The organism is Aeromicrobium sp. (genome assembly GCF_014378035.1).
GTDB lineage: Bacteria > Actinomycetota > Actinomycetes > Propionibacteriales > Nocardioidaceae > Aeromicrobium.
Genome location: NZ_JACMOM010000314.1, coordinates 1 through 16,426, shown reverse-complemented (window position 1 = coordinate 16,426; position 16,426 = coordinate 1). Strand labels below are relative to the sequence as shown.

Sequence of the window (16,426 nt, the reverse complement as noted above, 5' to 3'; positions counted from 1 at the left end):
GCCTGACCGACAGCCGCAACGCCCACATCGGACCGTGCCACTACGACGCGTGCCCCGGTGACCGCAAGTGGGCCTACGTCCGCCTCGAGGGTCGCGCGTTCGGTGACGTTCCCCTCAACCTGGAGTACAAGCTCGAGGTCTGGGACTCGCCCAACTCCGCAGGCATCATCATCGACGCCATCCGTGCGGCCAAGATCGCGAAGGACCGGGGCATTGGCGGCGCACTGCTGTCGGCCTCGTCCTACCTGATGAAGTCGCCCCCCGAGCAGCGCCCCGACGACCTCGGCCGCGACATGCTCGAGAAGTACATCTCAGGAGAGCTAGAGCGCTAACCCCCCCCCCCCCCCCAACCCCACGCGAGCCCCCCAGGACCCCTCGCGAGCCACTCAGGTCCGCTTCGACCGGATCCTGGGTGCCTGGCCACGCGTCCTGCGTGACTCTCGAGCGTTGTCATGCGAGCAGGGACGTGAGCGATCGGCGCATGACCGTGGTCGCGTCGTCGATGTCGAGACCGAAGTCATCCCTGAGCGTTATCCAGCTGGGCCAACTGGTCGCGATGAAGAGGGTCTTGAGTAGTACCTCCCGCTCGGCGCCACCGGCGTCGAGCTCGGGGGCGAAGGTCACCTCCAAGTCATCTAGCGAACGCTGGATGTGCGCCTGCCTGCTCATTTTGAGAGCCGTGGAAAACGGCTCGCCGAGTGCCGCCGACCTCGCGGCCGGCGCGAGGTTCTCGAGCCGCGCAGTGCGCTGCTCGCAGTAACGGTCGATGCGGTCGGGGAGCGCAAGGCCCGACTCGACCGGGAGCCGCAGCTCGGCGTCCGCCCCCAGCCAGAATGCCGTCGTGGCGCGGAGCAGGGCCTCGAGGTCGTTGAAGTTGAGCCAAACCGTTCGCAACGAGATGCCTGCACGCTCCGCGAGGTGCTTCGCGGTCGGTTTGAGGACCCCCTCGCGCAACAGCTCAGTGTGCGCCGCGACGATCGCATCCCGAGTGCGTTCACCGCGCGCGATCCTGCCGTCTGTGCTGCGCCGCCGTTCTACCGGCATCGGTTCTCGCTCCTCTGTGGCCACAGCCCAGTATGGCCACGGGTCGCTGTCGGCCGGTGATGAATCGATAGCCGGTTGACGACTGCCAAGAAAACATACACTCTGAGTGCATGAATCTAGAGACCCAGGTCACACAGGCCGGCAGGGGTGGTGCTCGTCTCGACGTGGACGGCATCTCTGTCAGGTTCGGTGGCCTCACGGCGCTCGACTCGATCTCGTTCGAGCTGCCGGCCGGCCAGGTCGTCGGCGTCATCGGCCCCAACGGCGCGGGCAAGACCACTCTGTTCAACGTCGTCTGCGGATTCACCCGTCCCCAGGAGGGCCAACTCCTCCTCGACGGCAAGCCGTTGCGGCCCGTGCCGCACCAGCTGTCGCGCCAAGGCATCTCCCGCAGCCTGCAGGGGCTCGGGCTGTTCCCGGGCCTCAGCGTGGTCGAGAACATCGTCGCGGGCGCGAGCCACTCGGCCCGCGCGGGGTTCTGGTCCGGGCTCCTCGGCCTGCCCCGTGCCGATCGCGACGAGCGGGAGCTGTACGAGCGGGCCAGCGCGCTGATCGACGAGCTCGGCCTCGGCGCCCATGCCTACTCCCCACCGTCGACGCTGCCCTACGCGGTGAGCAAGCGTGTCGCTCTTGCTCGTACGTTGATCAGCGAGCCGCGTCTCGTGCTGCTCGACGAGCCGGCCGGCGGTCTCGGCCATGAGGACATCGCCGAGCTGGGCCAGCTCATCACGAGCCTCCCGGCTCGGGGCGAAGGTTGCTCGGTCATGTTGGTCGAGCATCACGTCGATCTCGTCATGGACGTGTGCGACGCACTGGTCGTGCTCGACTTCGGCAAGGTCATCGCCCATGGCACACCTGATGAAGTGCGTGACGACCCGTTGGTGGCGGAGGCCTATCTCGGCGCCGAGGTCGCTACCTGATGGCGGCCGCCGGGGGGCCATCGCTGACCGTACGAGGACTGACAGCCGGATACGGCGCTGCGCCCGTGCTGCACGCGATCGACCTCGACGTCGACCCCGGCACCATCGTGGCGGTCGTCGGAGCCAACGGAGCCGGCAAGACGACTCTCCTTCGAGCGCTGTCAGGCCTGGTCGAGCCCACCGCGGGCTCCATCACGTGGGATGGTGACGAGCTGCGGGGCACCCGTGTCCAGGACCTGGTGCACCGCGGCATCGCCCACGTCCCCGAGGGTCGTGGCGTCATCACCGAGCTCACCGTCGAGGAGAATCTTCGACTTGGCCACGTGTGGCGCAAGGACAAGGAAGACGCCCGACGGGCGACCGCCGAGGTGTTCGACCTCTTCGAGCCACTCGACAGGCGTCGCAAGAGCCCCGGCCATCAGCTGTCTGGGGGTGAGCGCCAGATGCTCGCCATCGGTCGCGCCCTCGTCGCCCGCCCCCGGTTGCTCCTCCTCGACGAGCCGTCGCTCGGACTCGCGCCCAAGGTCACCGCGCAGATCATGGCCCTGCTTCGGCAGCTGCGTGACAACACTGGGCCCAGCGTCCTGCTCGTCGAGCAGAACGTCCGCAGTGCCATGTCCATCGCCGACCGTGGCGTCGTCCTTTCACTCGGCACGGTCGTGGTCGCCGACGAGGCCTCACGTATCGCCGCGGACGACGACCTCCGACACGCCTACCTGGGGTTCTGACACGTGGATCGTTTCATCTTCCTGACCGTCGACGGCCTCGCGCGCGGCGCCGTCTTCGCGGCCTTCGCGCTCGCCCTCGTGATGATCTGGCGTGGCGCCCGCCTCGTCAACTTCTCGCAGGGGGCGATGGCCGCCGCGTCGACGTTCGTTGCCTACAGCGTGAGCAACGCGTCGGGCTCCTACTGGCTCGGGCTGTTCGCGGCCGTGGTGTCCGGCCTCATCATCGGGGCCGCGACCGAACGGTTGGTCATGCGCCACGTCGACTCGGCGCGGCCCCTCAACGCGGTGATCGTGGCGCTGGGCCTGGTCCTGGTCATCCAGGCCGTCCTCGGCATCATCTACGGCAGCAGCTATCGGCCGATGGACGTGCCGTTCAGTCGGAGCCCGCTCAGCGTCGGCGATCAACCCCTCCTGTCGCCGTACGACATCTTTGTCTTCGCCACGGTCATCGCGGTGATGGTCGGTCTCGGCTACGCGTTCACGCGCACCGACATCGGGCTCAAGATGCGTGCCGCCGCGTTCGCGCCCGACATGGCTCGTCTGCTCGGCGTCAACGTCGGCCGTATGCTCACGCTCAGCTGGGCGCTCGCCGGCGCGGTCGGCGGTCTGGCCGCGCTCCTGATCGTACCCACCGAGCTCGGCGCTCACCCGCATGCGACAGACCTCGTGTTTGTCTACGCCTTCACCGCCGCAGTGGTGGGTGGGCTCGACAGCCCGCTCGGTGCGGTTGTCGGTGGACTCGGGGTCGGACTCGTCCTCTCGTACGTGAGCGGTTACTCCGGCAGTGATCTGTCCGCTGTCGTGATCCTCGTGCTGCTCATCGGGGTGCTCCTGCTGCGACCAGCCGGACTGTTCAGCCGCGTGACGGCAAGGCAGGTGTGACGATGTTGGACCACCTGGCCCGCCACACGTTGCTGCGTCACGCGCTGATCACCCTGGTCGCCGGGGTCGCGATCTTCGCACTGACCTACGGGCTCTCTCCCTATCGCAACTACCAGCTCGCCACGGTCGCTGCCTACCTCTGCGCCACGGCCGGCCTCACGGTCCTCGTGGGCCTGTCGGGCCAGCTTTCCCTCGGGCACGGCGCTCTCATGGCGGTCGGCGCCTACACGTATGCGTTGCTGTCCGCCGAGCTCTTCGATCGTGGCACGACAGGCCCGTTGCTGCTCGTGCTCCCGCTGGTCGCCGCAGTCATTGTCAGCGCGATCGTCGGGGGCATCGTCGGGCTGGCTGGTGCCCGGCTCTTCGGTCCCTACCTGGCCGGGCTGACCCTCACGCTGACGATCGTCGTCCCTGCCATCACCACGACGTTCGCCGACAAGCTGGGTGGCGACCAGGGCTTGACCGTCGTCGTCGAGCCCGCCCCGATGAGCCTCGGTGCGACGTTCCCGCTCGAGCGTTGGCAGGCCTGGGTCGCGTCGCTCGCGGCGATGCTCACGATGTTCCTGCTCGCCAACCTGGTGAACAGCCGGTTCGGCCGCGAGATGCGCGCCGTGCGCGACGACGAGGTCGCGGCCAGGCTCGCGGGCATCAACGTCGGCCGAACCAAGGTCATCGTGTTTGTCGTGAGTGCCGCGACCGCGGGCCTCGGCGGTGGCATCCTCGCGGTGCTGACCCAGTCGGTGTCGCCTGGAGCGTTCTCGCTGGCGTTCTCGCTGTTCCTGCTGATGGCGGTCGTGATCGGTGGCATCGGTCACCTGGCGGGTGCCGTGTGGGGAGCCGTTCTGCTGGTTGCGCTCCCCGAGATCACCGACTCCCTCACCAACAGCCTCGGGTCCTCGCCGACGCTCGCCGCGCGCCTCGACGGCAACGTGTCGCTCCTGGTCTTCGGGCTCGTGCTGATCCTCGTGACGATCCTCTTCCCCCGCGGAATCCAGGGCCTCGTCTCGGCCGCGACCGTTCGAGTGCGTCGATCGGCCCGCCGTCCGACCATCGCAGAGCAACAACCCACCACGACAAGTTCGGAGTCCATCGATGTATGAGCACAGGCACCGCCTCACACAATCCATCACTGCCATCGCCACGTTCGGCCTGATCGGGACCCTCGCGGCCTGCGGAGGAGGTGCCGGCGACGCCGCGTCCACGCCGGGCGTCACGAAGGACTCGATCGTCGTGGGCACACACCAGCCGCTGACCGGCCCGGCGGCCGCCGGTTACTCGACCATCTCGCCGGCCACCAAGGCCTACTTCGACTACGTGAACAGCAAGGGCGGAGTCCACGGACGCAAGATCAGCTACAAGGTGAAGGACGACGGTTACAACCCCGCCAACACCCAGAAGGTGGTGCGGGAGCTGGTCTTGAAGGACAAGGTCTTCGCGATCATCAATGGGCTCGGCACGCCTACTCACACCGGGGTCCTTGACTTTCTCAAGACCAACAAGGTCCCTGACCTGTTCGTCGCGTCAGGAAGCCGCAGCTGGAACCAGGTGAAGAAGTACCCGACGACCTTTGGCTTCCAGGCCGACTACACGACCGAGGCGAAGGTCCAGGCCACCTACATCAAGAAGAACCTGGCCGACAAGAAAGTCTGCTTCCTGGGCCAGGACGACGACTTCGGTCGGGACGCGCTGCGCGGGCTGACCCAGATCCTCGGTGATGATGGTGTAGCTGAACGCCAGAAGTACGTCACCAGCAACACCAACGTCACGCCCCAGATCGGTAAGCTCAAGGCCGCCGGGTGCGAGGTCGTCTCACTGGCCACCGTGCCGGGCTTCACCGCTCTGGCCATCGGCACCGCAGCTCGGCTGAAGTTCCAGCCCCAGTGGATCAGCACGTCGGTCGGCGCAGACTACGCCACCGTCGCCGGGGCACTCGGCGACGCTGCGCCTCTGCTCGAGGGCTTCCTGAGCACCAACTATCTGCCGTCGCAGTCCGACGACAACGATCCGTGGATCAAGGAGTTCAAGAAGATCAACACCGACTTCAACGGGGACGCCCCGTTCACCGGCAACACCGTCTACGGCATGACGGTGGGCTTCCTGTTCGTGCAGGCGCTGGAACAGACCGGGAAGGACCTGACCCGCGAGTCGCTCATGAGCACCATCGAGAAGGGTGGACTCGACGGCTCGGGCCTGACCAAGCTTCGCTACTCGGCCGACGACCACTCCGGCTACGGCGGTGCCCAGATGGCGAAGGTGACTGGCAAGACCCAGGATTACTTCGGCTCCGTCTACGCCACGGACGACGGTGAGACGCCCGTGACGGAATACACGGACGCGCTAACCGCGCCTCCGTCCGGCGCAATCCCCGCCACGTAGCACCCCGTTGGTGGCGCGTGACAAGGGCTCGGTTCGGTGGCACAGTCCGACAATGACCCGCGCGAAACATCGCGTAGGTAGGTCCGGTTGGTCGCAGGGACCGACGAATGAGGGAGTCCGACGTATGTACAGGCCTCGTCCACGCACCATGCCCGCATCGCGCAAGTTGCTTGCAGTCGCCGCGACCACCGCACTGGTGGCGGCTCTCTTCGGCTTGCCGTCTCCGGCCAGCGCAGTCGCTCCCGCTCCCGCCGCCGGCGCCCAGACATCGGGTGACTCCCTCTTCCCGAACGTGGGCAACGGCGGATACGACGTCAGGCACTACGACGTCGACCTCGCCTACGACTTCGACACCAAGGCGATCGACGCCAAAACCACGATCAAGGCGACAGCAGACCACCCGCTGTCGTCGTTCTCCTTGGACTTCGAAGGCCTGACGGTCCACTCCGTCACCGTGGACGGAAAGGCGGCGGCGTACACCCGCGATAACGATGCAGCCACCACGAGACACAAGCTCGTCATCACGCCCAAGACGCCGGTGCATCGCGCGTTCACGACTGTCATCACCTACTCCGGAGTGCCCGCGAGCCACACCGATCCCGATGATTCGAGCGAGGGCTGGGTGCAGACGGACGACGGCGCGACCGCCGTCGCCGAGCCGGTCGGGGCGATGACCTGGTACCCCGACAACAACACCACGAAGGACAAGGCAACCTACGACATCTCCCTGAAGATCCCCACCACGATCGGTGGGAAGAATGCCGCCGGCGTCAGCAACGGCGAGCTGACCTCCAAGGTCAGGACGGGCGCCACGACCACGTGGCGCTGGAAGCAGAGGAAGCAGATGGCTCCGTACCTGTCGATGGTGTCGATCGGCGCGTACGACGTCCACCAGTCGACCATCGGGCTCGCCAGCGGCCGAAAGATCAAGGAGTGGAGCTTCATCGACTCCGGCCTGAGCGCGCAGGACAAGCAGACCACCAACGAGAGCCGGACGAAGATCGGTCCGATCCTGCGCTACATGGAGAAGAGATTCGGCCCCTATCCCGGCAACAGCACGGGTCTGCTGGTTGACGACACCGACCTCGGCTACGCGCTCGAGACCCAGGACCGTCCGTTCTTCGAGAGGTCCGCGGACGAGGAGACGGTCGTGCACGAGCTCGTCCACCAGTGGTTCGGCGACGCGGTCTCGGCCACCGACTGGTCAGACCTGTGGTTGGCCGAGGGTCCTGCCACGTTCCTCACCACTGACTACGAACATGTGAACGGATCAGGCCCGACGACCAACGCCGCGTACTTCGGGCAGTGGAACACGACCCCGGCGGACGACCCGCTTTGGACCACCCCGATGGCCGCCTTCACCGACCCCGCCGACCTGTTCGGATGGCAGGTCTACGACCGTGGCGCCATGACCCTGGAGGCGTTGCGCACCACGATCGGCACCGCTGACCTGTTCACCACGATGCGGCAGTGGATCGCCCAGCGGAACGGGTCGACGGGCTCGACGAAAGACTTCCAGTCCCTTGCCGAGGACGTCACTGGGCTCGACCTCACGAGCTTCTTCACGGACTGGGCCTATGAAGGCAACCGACCTGCGTGGCCATCGACCCAGACCTCGAACCCCGCGCCGAAGGTCGCAGGTGAGCACAAGGTTCACCGGACGCACAGGGTGAGTCCCGGCACCTGAGATGCGTTCCGGACGGATCCGCCCACGGGTCCGTCCGAGAGAACTTCACACAGCTTCGCTCGCTGGCGCTAGTGAGGGCGGGCGTTCCAGAAGGCCTTGAGTGCTTCCGTGGCGTCCGGCTCACCCAGGGGACCCCTGTCCATGCGCAGGTCGAGCAGGAAGCGGGACGCCTCGCCCACCTCCGGGCCCGGGGGGGTGCCCAGCACGGCCATGATCTGCGCGCCGTCGAGGGCGGGCCGGATCGAGCCGAGCTCCTCCTGCTCGGCGAGCACCGCGATGCGCCGTTCCAGCTCGTCGTACGTCCGCTGAAGCCTCAGTGCCTTCTTCTGGTTGCGCGTCGTGCAGTCGGCACGGGTGAGGATGTGCAGCCGCTCGAGCTGGTCGCCGGCATCGCGGACGTACCGGCGCACGGCGGAGTCGGTCCATTCCCCGGAACCGTAACCATGGAACCGCAGGTGCAGCTCGACCAGCGTCGCCACCTGGTCGATCAGGCCGTTGCTGTAGCGCAGCGCACGCATGCGCTTGCGGACGAGCTTCGCCCCGACGACGTCATGATGGTGGAAGGTCACCGCGCCGCCGTCCTGGAAGCGACGTGTCTTCGGCTTGCCGATGTCGTGCAGCAGTGCGGCGAGGCGGATGACCAGATCGGGCCGCGGGTCGAGCCGGTGCTCCAGCGCGATGGCCTGCTCCAGCACCGTCAGCGAGTGCTCGTAGACGTCCTTGTGGCGATGGTGCTCGTCGCGTTCCAGCACGAGGGCCGGCAGCTCGGGAAGCATGTGGTCGGCAAGCCCGGTGTCGACCAGAAGCCGGAGCCCCTCGACAGGGTGCTTGCCCAGGAGCAGCTTGCTGAGCTCATCGCGGACTCGTTCGGCTGACACGATCTCGAGCCGGCCCGACATGCCGGTCATCGCCGCCACGATCTCGGGGGCGGCGAGGAAGCTGAGCTGCGACACGAAGCGTGCTGCCCGCATCATGCGCAGAGGGTCGTCACTGAACGACTGCTCGGGGGTGACCGGGGTGCGGAGGAGGTAATCCGCGAGGTCGTCGAGGCCACCGAACAGGTCGACGAAGTCCCGCGACGGCATCCGGATGGCCATCGCGTTGATGGTGAAGTCGCGCCGCGAGAGGTCGCCGTCGAGGGTGTCGCCGAAACGGACCTCGGGCTTGCGGGAGGTGGCGTCGTAGGCATCGACGCGGTAGGTCGTGATCTCGAGGTCGTGCCCACCCTTGCGGAGCCCGATCGTGCCGAACTCACGTCCGACGTCCCACATGGCATCGGCCCACGTGCCAACGATCTGCTCGACCTGCTCGGGGAGAGCAGACGTCGCGAAGTCCCAGTCGTTGCCCGGCCGGCCGAGGATCGCATCACGCACGGGGCCACCGACGATGGCCAGCTCGTACCCGGCTGCCTCGAAGATCTCACCGAGGTCGGCAAGGAAGGGGTGAGCGTCGAGCACGCCTTCGATCCGGGCCCGGTCGTCGAGGGTCAGCGAGGACGTGGGCACGGGACCACACTCTATCGGCCCTCATACGGCGCCCGACCGCACGCCGCGGGGCTGCGCCTGATCGTCGACGTCAATGATCCCGGGGCGGACGTCTAGCATGTTCGGGTGAGCAGCCGCCGTCGTTCGATTCTCGTCGCGCTGCTCGTGACGATCCTCATCGCGCTGATGTCACCGGTGATCCCCGCCCGGGCCGCCGACGGCAACCCCGACCTGAGTGTCTCCATCAGGTCGCTCAGCCCCAGCCGCCTCGCCGAAGGCTCCACCGTCACGATGTCCGGCACCGTCACGAACAACGACAAACATGCATGGACGAACGTGCAGGCCTACCTGGTCATCCCCATCGTGCCGTTCACGACAAGGGCCCAGATCGTCGATGCCATCGACAACAATGCGGCCTACACGGGTACCCGGGTGACTGACACGGAGGCGTTCGACACACTGGGCGACCTTGCGGCCGGCGAGAGCAAGCGGTTCACCGTCACGGTCCCGTACGACCGGCTCGGCATCTCCGGTGCCGAGGGGGTCTACCCGGTTGGGGTGCAGATCCTCGGTACCGACGTCACGGGCGAGCGCAGCCCCGACGCCATCGCGAGAGCCACGACCTTTCTGCCACTGATCTCATCGAAACAGGGCGCCGTGCCCGCCTCCGTCGTCTGGCCCTTCCTCATGCCCGACCGACGCAAGGCCGACGGCGACTACTCCGACCCCGCTGCTCTGCTCGCGGCGGTCAGCACCGGCGGCCAGCTACGCAACGTGCTCAACCTCGCATCCAGCATCGTCGGCGGTGCCTCCACCGCGCTGGTCGACCCTGCCCTGCTGGTCGGTGTCGACGATCTCGCCAACGGTCGCCATCTCCCGGCGTCGTTCGACATCACCGACGGGCAAAAGGTCGAAGCCGAGCGGTTCCTGCAGGACCTCCTCGCGTACACCAGGCGGGAGAGCAGCTGGGTGCTCGGATTCGACCGACCCGACGACCTCGCGCTCTCGCAGAACAAGGACATCAGCAAGCCCCTCACGGAAGCGATCAACACGGCGACAAGCTCGGCCCTGACGACCTACCAGATCACCGGCCGACGGGTGTCGTGGCCGACCCGCAGTGGTGTCACCGCGACACTGCTGCGCGATCTCCGCGGCGCCGGAGACAGTCCCGTCATCGTGTCGCCGGCGAGCCTCCCCGGCTGGCAGCGTCGCCAAGGATCCCTGGTCCAGTACGTCACCGACGACGGACCCGTCCCCCTGCTGGTCAACGACATCCTCGACGCCGACGTGCCCGGCGAGACGTCGGTCGTCACGGTTCGACAGCGCATCCTGAGCGAAGCCGCGCTGGCCGTCCTGCAACGCGCCATCGACTCCAGATCCAGGGCCGACGCCGTGACGATGGTCGACCCGTCGTGGAACCCGGGCACCCAGTTCTCCAGCGGCAAGCTGTCCGAGGCGTTCACGGCCCCGTTCACCAAAGCCTCCACGCTCGAAGGACTGCTGACCACGCGGCCTTCGACCTACACCGGCGCGGTGCCGACGACGGCCGGAGCCAAACCCCTGAATCGTGCGGTCCTGCTGGAGGCCACCCGGATCCTCTCCCGCGGACGCGCACTGAGCTCGGTCACTCCGCAGAGAGACTCGGTCGACCAGCCGCTCGCCCGCGAGGTGGCCAGCGTTCTTGGGGTGCGCTGGCGGTCCGACCAGGGCACCGCCATCAAGATTGCACGCACCCGGGCCCGGCGAGCAGGTTCCGAGCTGAGCAAGATCCAGATCAAGGGCCCACCGTCGGTGACGCTGTCGAGCGCCAAGGGCGGGTTCCCCCTCACGATCACCAATGGCACCAACGAGGCGATCCGCATCGGCATCTCGCTCGACTCGAGCAATCCTGCGCTGCGGATCCCCCACGTCAAGCCTGTCGACATCGATGCAGGCGAGCGACGCACGCTGACGGTCCAGGTCGACCTCGGCCGACAGAACACCACCACGCTCAGCGCCCATCTCAGCTCGACCGACGGACGACAGATCGGCCGGCCGGCGGTGTTCAATGTTCGATCGAGCAAGGTCGGAGCCGTGCTGTGGGTGGCAATGGGCTTGGCTGCTCTCCTTGTCCTCGGGGCGCTGTTCCGTCGTTTCCGCCGCTATCGCAACCGGGCGACTGCCGTGACCCTCCCGGACGACGATGACTGAGCAGAACATCGCGCGGGCCAGCGCGTGGATGGCGCTCGGGACCATCGTGTCGCGCCTCACGGGCTTCCTGCGACTCCTTCTCCTGTTCGCCGTCATCGGCAAGTCGCTGAACGCCGACATCTTCAACAACGCCAACACCATCCCCAACGCGCTCTACATCTTGGTGGCGGGCGGGATCTTCAACGTCGTCCTGGTGCCGCAGCTCGTCCGCGCGATGAAGAACGACGAAGACGGTGGTGACGCCTATGCCAACCGGGTCATCACCCTCGGGCTCCTGGTCGTGGCGTCGGCCACCGCCATCCTCGTGGTCGCGGTGCCGTGGCTGGTGCGCCTGTTCTTCAACGCCCGCCTGTTCACGCCAGCGTTCGACCAGCAACGAGAGTCGCTGGAGCTGCTGGCCTACCTGTGCATGCCGCAGGTGTTCTTCTACGGGTCGTTCGTGCTCATCGGCCAGGTCCTCAACGCGCGCAGCCGCTTCGGCCCCATGATGTGGGCGCCCATCGTCAACAACGTCGTGGCCTGCGCGATGCTCGTCAGCTACGCCATCGCCTTCGGGACGTCCGACGGCAGAGAAGGCTTCAGCGCCGTGCAGTCGCTGCTGCTCGGCATCGGCTCGACCCTGGCGATCGCTACCCAGACCGCTGTCCTGGTGCCCTTCCTTCGCCAAGCCGGGTTCCACTTTCGGCCGCGGTTCGACTTCCGCGGGGTCGGGCTCAGCCACACTCTTCGGCTCGGCATGTGGACGCTGATGTTTGTCGCCGTCAACCAGGTCGCCTTCACGATCGTCCAGCGACTGGGCACCGGCGCCACGACAGCTGCCGCCTCGACGGGCGAGGACGCGGGCGGCTCTGCTGTCTACGAATTCGGGTTCCTGGTGAGCCAGATGCCTCACGGCGTCATCACGGTGTCGCTGGCGACCGCGATCATCCCCACCCTGTCCGCTCTCGCCGCTGAGCGTCGATACGACCGCTTCCGCCTCGAGCTCGGCCGCACGCTGCGCATCGCGCTGGTCATCGTCGTGCCCCTCGCCGTCGTGGGCGGCTGCCTCGGCCAGCAGGCGGCCACGGTCGCCGGGCTCGTCGGATCGCTCAACGGCAACACCCAGGTCATCGGCTACACGATCCAGGCCTTCGCCCTGGCCATGGTGGCGTTCACCGTCCACTACCTGATGCTGCGGGGCTTCTACGCCAACGAGGACACCCGCACGCCATTCTTCATCCAGTCGGTCATCGCTGTCGTCAACATTGCGACGGCCATCGTCCTGACCTCCCAGGTGGGCCCCTCCCGGGTGGCGATGATGCTGGCACTCTCGTACGGCATCTCGTACGTCGTCGGGGCGGTGTTGTCGGTGCTGCTCCTGTCACGCGTGGTGGGTCCCGTGCTCGACCGCGAGATGCTCATCTTCACGGGACGCCTCGTCGTGTGTGCTTCTCTGGCGGCTTTTGTCATGCTCGGTGTCGCGCTCGGCCTCGACGCCGCCGGTGTCGATCAGGCACGCCCGCTCGGCGGTCTTCTCAGCGCGGCGGGCGCGGCGGCGGCCGGAGGGCTCACGTACGTCGCGGCCGCCAAGGTCGTGCACATGGATCAGCTGACCTATCTCCTCAGGACGGTGCTTCGGCGGAGTTGAAAGATCCCTGCGTCTGGTCGGCGGTACTAGCATGGCGATGAGTGGTGAAAGAGGGTGTAGATGAGCGGCAGGCGGACACTGGCCTCCGGCGATGTGCTCGCTCACCGGTACGAGCTCCAAGACCTCGTCACCGAAAAGCTCGGTTCCACGACGTGGAGGGCTCACGACCAGGTCCTCAACCGCAACGTCGGTATCGAGATGCTCTCCAGCTCCGACCCTCGAGCCGAGCACTTCCTCACGGCGGCCCGCGAGTCGACGGCAGTCACCGATCCACGCTTTCTGCGCGTGCTCGACCTCATCGAGGACGAGCAGAGCCACCACCTGGTCGTCAGGGAGTGGGCGCGAGCGTTCCCCCTCGACCAGCTCCTGGCCCAGTCGCCCCTGCCCAACCGCCGGTCGGCCACCGTCATCGCGGAGGTGGCCGAAGCCCTGGCTCATGCCCACGAGCACGGCATCTACCATCGTCGGCTGACGCCGCACCAGGTGCTGCTCAAGCAGTCCGGTGCCGTCCGGATCGTCGGCCTCGGCGTCACGACCGCCCTTTCGCCAGTGGGCAAGCAGGACTCGTTGTCCGACCTGCAGGCCTATGAGCAGCTCGACGTCCAGGCGCTGGGCAAGCTGCTCTACGCCTGCCTCACGAGCCGGTGGCCCGGCGCCCACGTCGACGGGTTGCGCGCAGCCCCGTCCGAGCACGGCCGGCTCCTCCGCCCTCGGCAGGTTCGTGCTGGCGTCTCCCGCGACGTCGACACGACGTGCGACCGCATCATCGGCGATCCGCCCCGCGACCACTCGACGCCGCTGTGCAGGGCTGCCGACGTCGCCCGGACACTGCGGCTCTCCGGCGAGGACGACGACATCCTCGACGACCAGCCGAGCCTGGCCGGGATGTCCTCGCCCGACCTGCTCCGGCTCGACCCTGTCATCGTGCCCGGTGGCCCGCCGCCAGGGCTCGAGCCGCCGCGCCGACGCCCCAAGGCCTACGAACCGGCTCCCCCGACGTCGTTCGAGCGTGGGAAGCTGCGTGCGCGGCGGGCTGCCAGGGGTGATCGTGGCCTCGTGCTGCTCGGCATCATCGGCGCCCTCGCGATCGTCACGGTGATGGCATTCCTGGTCGGGAGGTCGACGAACGGCGAGAGCAGCCCGATCGACATGTCGTCACCACTGCGGGTGCTACCGGTGCAGCAGGTGCGCGACTTCGACCCGCAGGGCCAGGACGGTCAGGAGAATCCCCGACAGGTCACTCGCGCCATCGACGGCGATCCCAACTCCGGGTGGCGCACCGTGACCTACCTCGGCTCGGCGAACCTCGGCGGGCTGAAGGACGGTGTGGGCATCGTGCTCGACCTCGGCGGTCGGCGCGAGGTCGACTCCCTGCAGGTCCGCCTCGCCGGCAAGCCGACCAGCCTCGCCATCTACACCGCACGCAGTGGTCAGTCCCGCGCCCCGCGCTCTCTCATCGGGCTGCGTCGCGTGGCGGTGCTCGACGGGGCCGGTACCGATGCCACGGTGTCGCTGCCGTCGGGCATTCTCAGCCGCTACGTCGTGGTGTGGCTGCGCAAGCTCCCGGCGATCGGTGAAGGGCGATTCCGCGGTGAGATCCGCGAGGTCGTCGTGAAGGGTAGATCCTGACGCTGTCGACATACGGCAGGGGAATGTCCACGCCCTAGACTTCGTTGAACACGAGACCACAACCAGAAGGTTCTTCATGAGCGACAGCGTCCGCAACCTCATCATCATCGGCTCCGGCCCTTCGGGCTACACGGCGGCCATCTACGCCGCGCGCGCCAACCTCGAACCCCTGGTCTTCGAGGGTTCAGTCACTGCAGGCGGCGCGCTCATGAACACGACCGACGTCGAGAACTTCCCCGGCTACCCCGACGGCATCATGGGCCCCGAGCTCATGGACAAGCTTCGCGCCCAGGCAGAGCGGTTTGGCGCCGAGCTGATCTCCGACGACGTCACCGCAGTTGACCTGACGGGCGACATCAAGACTGTCACCCTCGCGGATGGCACGGTCCAACGTGCCAAGGCTGTGGTGCTGGCGATGGGATCGAGCTACCGCAAGCTCGGCGTCGACGGCGAGGACCGCCTCTCCGGCCATGGAGTCAGCTGGTGCGCGACGTGCGACGGATTCTTCTTCCGCGAGCAGAACATCGTCGTCGTCGGTGGCGGTGACTCAGCGCTGGAGGAGGCCACCTTCCTGGCCCGCTTCGCCAGCAAGGTCACCGTGGTGCACCGCCGCGACGAGCTGCGGGGCAGCAAGATCATGCAGGACCGCGCCATCGCCAACGACAAGATCGAGTTCGCCTGGAACTCCGAGGTTGCCGAGATCATCGGTGAGGACAAGCTCGAAGCGCTCACGCTGCGCGACACCGTCACCGGCGAGACCCGTCGCCTCGACGCCACGGGCCTCTTCATCGCGGTGGGGCACGACCCACGCTCCGAGCTGCTCACCGGTCAGGTTGACCTCGACGACGAGGGCTACGTCCTGGTCAAGCCCGGGTCGACTGCCACCAACCTCACCGGGGTGTTCGCCGCTGGCGACCTGGTCGACCACACCTACCGCCAAGCGATCACCGCTGCCGGAACCGGTTGCGCCGCGACGCTCGACGCCGAGCGCTACCTCGCCGACATCGACTCCGCCGGTGAGCCAGCGACGGATGTCGCGATGGCGCAGTGGGCCGAGTAGAGACAGCGCCCGGAATATTCCACCGACCCCGACGTTGACCCACACACAGAACTGAAGGAGAAGATCCATGGCAGACATCACCGCCGTCACCGACGCAGACTTCGACGAGATCGTCCTCAAGGCCGACGGGCCCGTGCTCGTCGACTTCTGGGCCAGCTGGTGCGGCCCCTGCCGTCAGCTTGCCCCGATCCTCGAGGAGATTGCTGCCGAGAAGGGCGAGAAACTCACGATCGTCAAGATGGACGCCGACGCCAACCCCGTCACCCCGGCCCAGTACCGAGTCACGGGCCTCCCGACGATGAACCTCTACTACAAGGGCGAGGTCGTCAGGTCGATCGTTGGTGTCCGGCCCAAGAGCGCCATCCTCACCGAGCTCTCGGAGCACACTGCCTGAGCAGCGCGCATCACATGACAAGACCCGGTGAGAACACTCACCGGGTCTTTTCACGTCGGTATGCATATCACCAACGCTACATATTGCTAAACATATAAAGCGCCAAGTCTATTTGTCGATATCTTTTCGTTGGGGGTCCATCAGCTCCACGATGCGTTCGAGGTCGTCGATCGTGGCGAACTCCACCGTGACCTTGCCCTTCGCTCGGCCCAGATCGACCTTGACTCTCGTGTCATATCGTTCGGACAATCGGGCTGCGAGGTCGGCGAGGCGAGGAGCCGAGATCTTGGGCGCCTGTCTCGCGGTTGGACGTCGGGTCTCCCCCGGGCCCACGGTGACGATCCCTTCCAGCGCTCTCACCGAGAGTCCCTCGGCCACCACACGCGTCGCCAGGCGCTCTTGGAT

At 67.0% G+C, this 16,426-nt stretch carries 13 protein-coding genes and 2 pseudogenes; 12 read left to right on the top strand and 3 right to left on the bottom strand.

Annotated elements, in window-relative coordinates:
• Positions 1–332: pseudogene (locus tag H7290_RS16325) on the top strand (inositol-3-phosphate synthase); the annotation flags it as partial.
• A gap of 118 nt (positions 333–450) precedes the next feature.
• Here H7290_RS16325 and H7290_RS16320 read toward each other — a convergent pair.
• Positions 451–1,044 carry a hypothetical protein gene (locus H7290_RS16320; RefSeq protein ID WP_290515079.1) on the bottom strand — a complete coding sequence of 198 codons (594 nt, stop codon included), beginning with the start codon at positions 1,042–1,044 and terminating at the stop codon, positions 451–453.
• Positions 1,045–1,154: 110 nt separating this feature from the next.
• Here H7290_RS16320 and H7290_RS16315 point away from each other — a divergent pair, with 110 nt between their 5' ends.
• The 6 genes from H7290_RS16315 to H7290_RS16290 all read left to right on the top strand — a co-directional run bounded on the left by H7290_RS16315 (position 1,155) and on the right by H7290_RS16290 (position 7,637).
• On the top strand, positions 1,155–1,964 hold the full coding sequence (locus H7290_RS16315) for an ABC transporter ATP-binding protein (protein ID WP_290515078.1): 810 nt from the start codon (positions 1,155–1,157) through the stop codon (positions 1,962–1,964).
• Positions 1,964–2,692, top strand: a complete 729-nt coding sequence (locus tag H7290_RS16310; RefSeq protein WP_290515077.1) for an ABC transporter ATP-binding protein — start codon at positions 1,964–1,966, stop codon at positions 2,690–2,692. Before H7290_RS16315 ends, H7290_RS16310 begins: the two co-directional genes overlap by 1 nt.
• A gap of 3 nt (positions 2,693–2,695) precedes the next feature.
• Complete coding sequence (locus tag H7290_RS16305) at positions 2,696–3,574, top strand: branched-chain amino acid ABC transporter permease (protein WP_290515076.1); 879 nt, start codon at positions 2,696–2,698, stop codon at positions 3,572–3,574.
• A gap of 2 nt (positions 3,575–3,576) precedes the next feature.
• Positions 3,577–4,674, top strand: coding sequence for a branched-chain amino acid ABC transporter permease (locus H7290_RS16300; protein WP_290515075.1), 1,098 nt, complete (start codon positions 3,577–3,579; stop codon positions 4,672–4,674).
• Positions 4,667–5,950 (top strand): ABC transporter substrate-binding protein, encoded by a 1,284-nt coding sequence (locus tag H7290_RS16295; RefSeq protein ID WP_290515074.1) that lies wholly within the window; start codon positions 4,667–4,669, stop codon positions 5,948–5,950. The genes H7290_RS16300 and H7290_RS16295 overlap by 8 nt, the downstream gene beginning before the upstream one ends.
• A 124-nt stretch (positions 5,951–6,074) precedes the next feature.
• Positions 6,075–7,637 (top strand): M1 family metallopeptidase, encoded by a 1,563-nt coding sequence (locus tag H7290_RS16290; RefSeq protein WP_290515073.1) that lies wholly within the window; start codon positions 6,075–6,077, stop codon positions 7,635–7,637.
• 68 nt (positions 7,638–7,705) lie between these two features.
• On the opposite strand, the gene H7290_RS16285 is transcribed toward H7290_RS16290, so the two are convergent.
• Positions 7,706–9,142 carry a CCA tRNA nucleotidyltransferase gene (locus H7290_RS16285; RefSeq protein WP_290515072.1) on the bottom strand — a complete coding sequence of 479 codons (1,437 nt, stop codon included), beginning with the start codon at positions 9,140–9,142 and terminating at the stop codon, positions 7,706–7,708.
• A gap of 105 nt (positions 9,143–9,247) precedes the next feature.
• On the opposite strand from H7290_RS16285, the gene H7290_RS16280 reads away from it, so the two are divergent.
• The 5 genes from H7290_RS16280 (at position 9,248) to trxA (ending at position 16,021) form a co-directional block, all read left to right on the top strand.
• Positions 9,248–11,311 (top strand): DUF6049 family protein, encoded by a 2,064-nt coding sequence (locus tag H7290_RS16280; RefSeq protein ID WP_290515071.1) that lies wholly within the window; start codon positions 9,248–9,250, stop codon positions 11,309–11,311.
• Positions 11,304–12,938: a murein biosynthesis integral membrane protein MurJ gene (murJ, locus tag H7290_RS16275; protein WP_290515070.1), complete on the top strand. Its 1,635-nt coding sequence runs from the start codon at positions 11,304–11,306 to the stop codon at positions 12,936–12,938. Before H7290_RS16280 ends, murJ begins: the two co-directional genes overlap by 8 nt.
• Before the next feature lie 60 nt (positions 12,939–12,998).
• Positions 12,999–14,567 (top strand): protein kinase family protein, encoded by a 1,569-nt coding sequence (locus H7290_RS16270; protein WP_290515069.1) that lies wholly within the window; start codon positions 12,999–13,001, stop codon positions 14,565–14,567.
• Between the two features lie 76 nt (positions 14,568–14,643).
• Positions 14,644–15,627: a thioredoxin-disulfide reductase gene (gene trxB, locus H7290_RS16265; protein ID WP_290515068.1), complete on the top strand. Its 984-nt coding sequence runs from the start codon at positions 14,644–14,646 to the stop codon at positions 15,625–15,627.
• A gap of 67 nt (positions 15,628–15,694) precedes the next feature.
• A complete protein-coding gene (trxA, locus tag H7290_RS16260) occupies positions 15,695–16,021 on the top strand; it encodes a thioredoxin (RefSeq protein WP_290515067.1) in 327 nt (108 codons plus the stop codon).
• Between the two features lie 108 nt (positions 16,022–16,129).
• Here trxA and H7290_RS16255 read toward each other — a convergent pair.
• Positions 16,130–16,426, bottom strand: a pseudogene (locus H7290_RS16255) (chromosome partitioning protein ParB); the annotation flags it as partial.

Bases quoted from the DNA above. Each gene is read 5' to 3' on its own strand.
- H7290_RS16320 (WP_290515079.1), bottom strand. From the start codon at position 1,044: ATGCCGGTAGAACGGCGGCGCAGCACAGACGGCAGGATCGCGCGCGGT.
- H7290_RS16315 (WP_290515078.1), top strand. From the start codon at position 1,155: ATGAATCTAGAGACCCAGGTCACACAGGCCGGCAGGGGTGGTGCTCGT.
- H7290_RS16310 (WP_290515077.1), top strand. From the start codon at position 1,964: ATGGCGGCCGCCGGGGGGCCATCGCTGACCGTACGAGGACTGACAGCC.
- H7290_RS16300 (WP_290515075.1), top strand. From the start codon at position 3,577: ATGTTGGACCACCTGGCCCGCCACACGTTGCTGCGTCACGCGCTGATC.
- H7290_RS16295 (WP_290515074.1), top strand. From the start codon at position 4,667: ATGTATGAGCACAGGCACCGCCTCACACAATCCATCACTGCCATCGCC.
- H7290_RS16290 (WP_290515073.1), top strand. From the start codon at position 6,075: ATGTACAGGCCTCGTCCACGCACCATGCCCGCATCGCGCAAGTTGCTT.
- murJ (WP_290515070.1), top strand. From the start codon at position 11,304: ATGACTGAGCAGAACATCGCGCGGGCCAGCGCGTGGATGGCGCTCGGG.
- H7290_RS16270 (WP_290515069.1), top strand. From the start codon at position 12,999: ATGAGCGGCAGGCGGACACTGGCCTCCGGCGATGTGCTCGCTCACCGG.
- trxB (WP_290515068.1), top strand. From the start codon at position 14,644: ATGAGCGACAGCGTCCGCAACCTCATCATCATCGGCTCCGGCCCTTCG.
- trxA (WP_290515067.1), top strand. From the start codon at position 15,695: ATGGCAGACATCACCGCCGTCACCGACGCAGACTTCGACGAGATCGTC.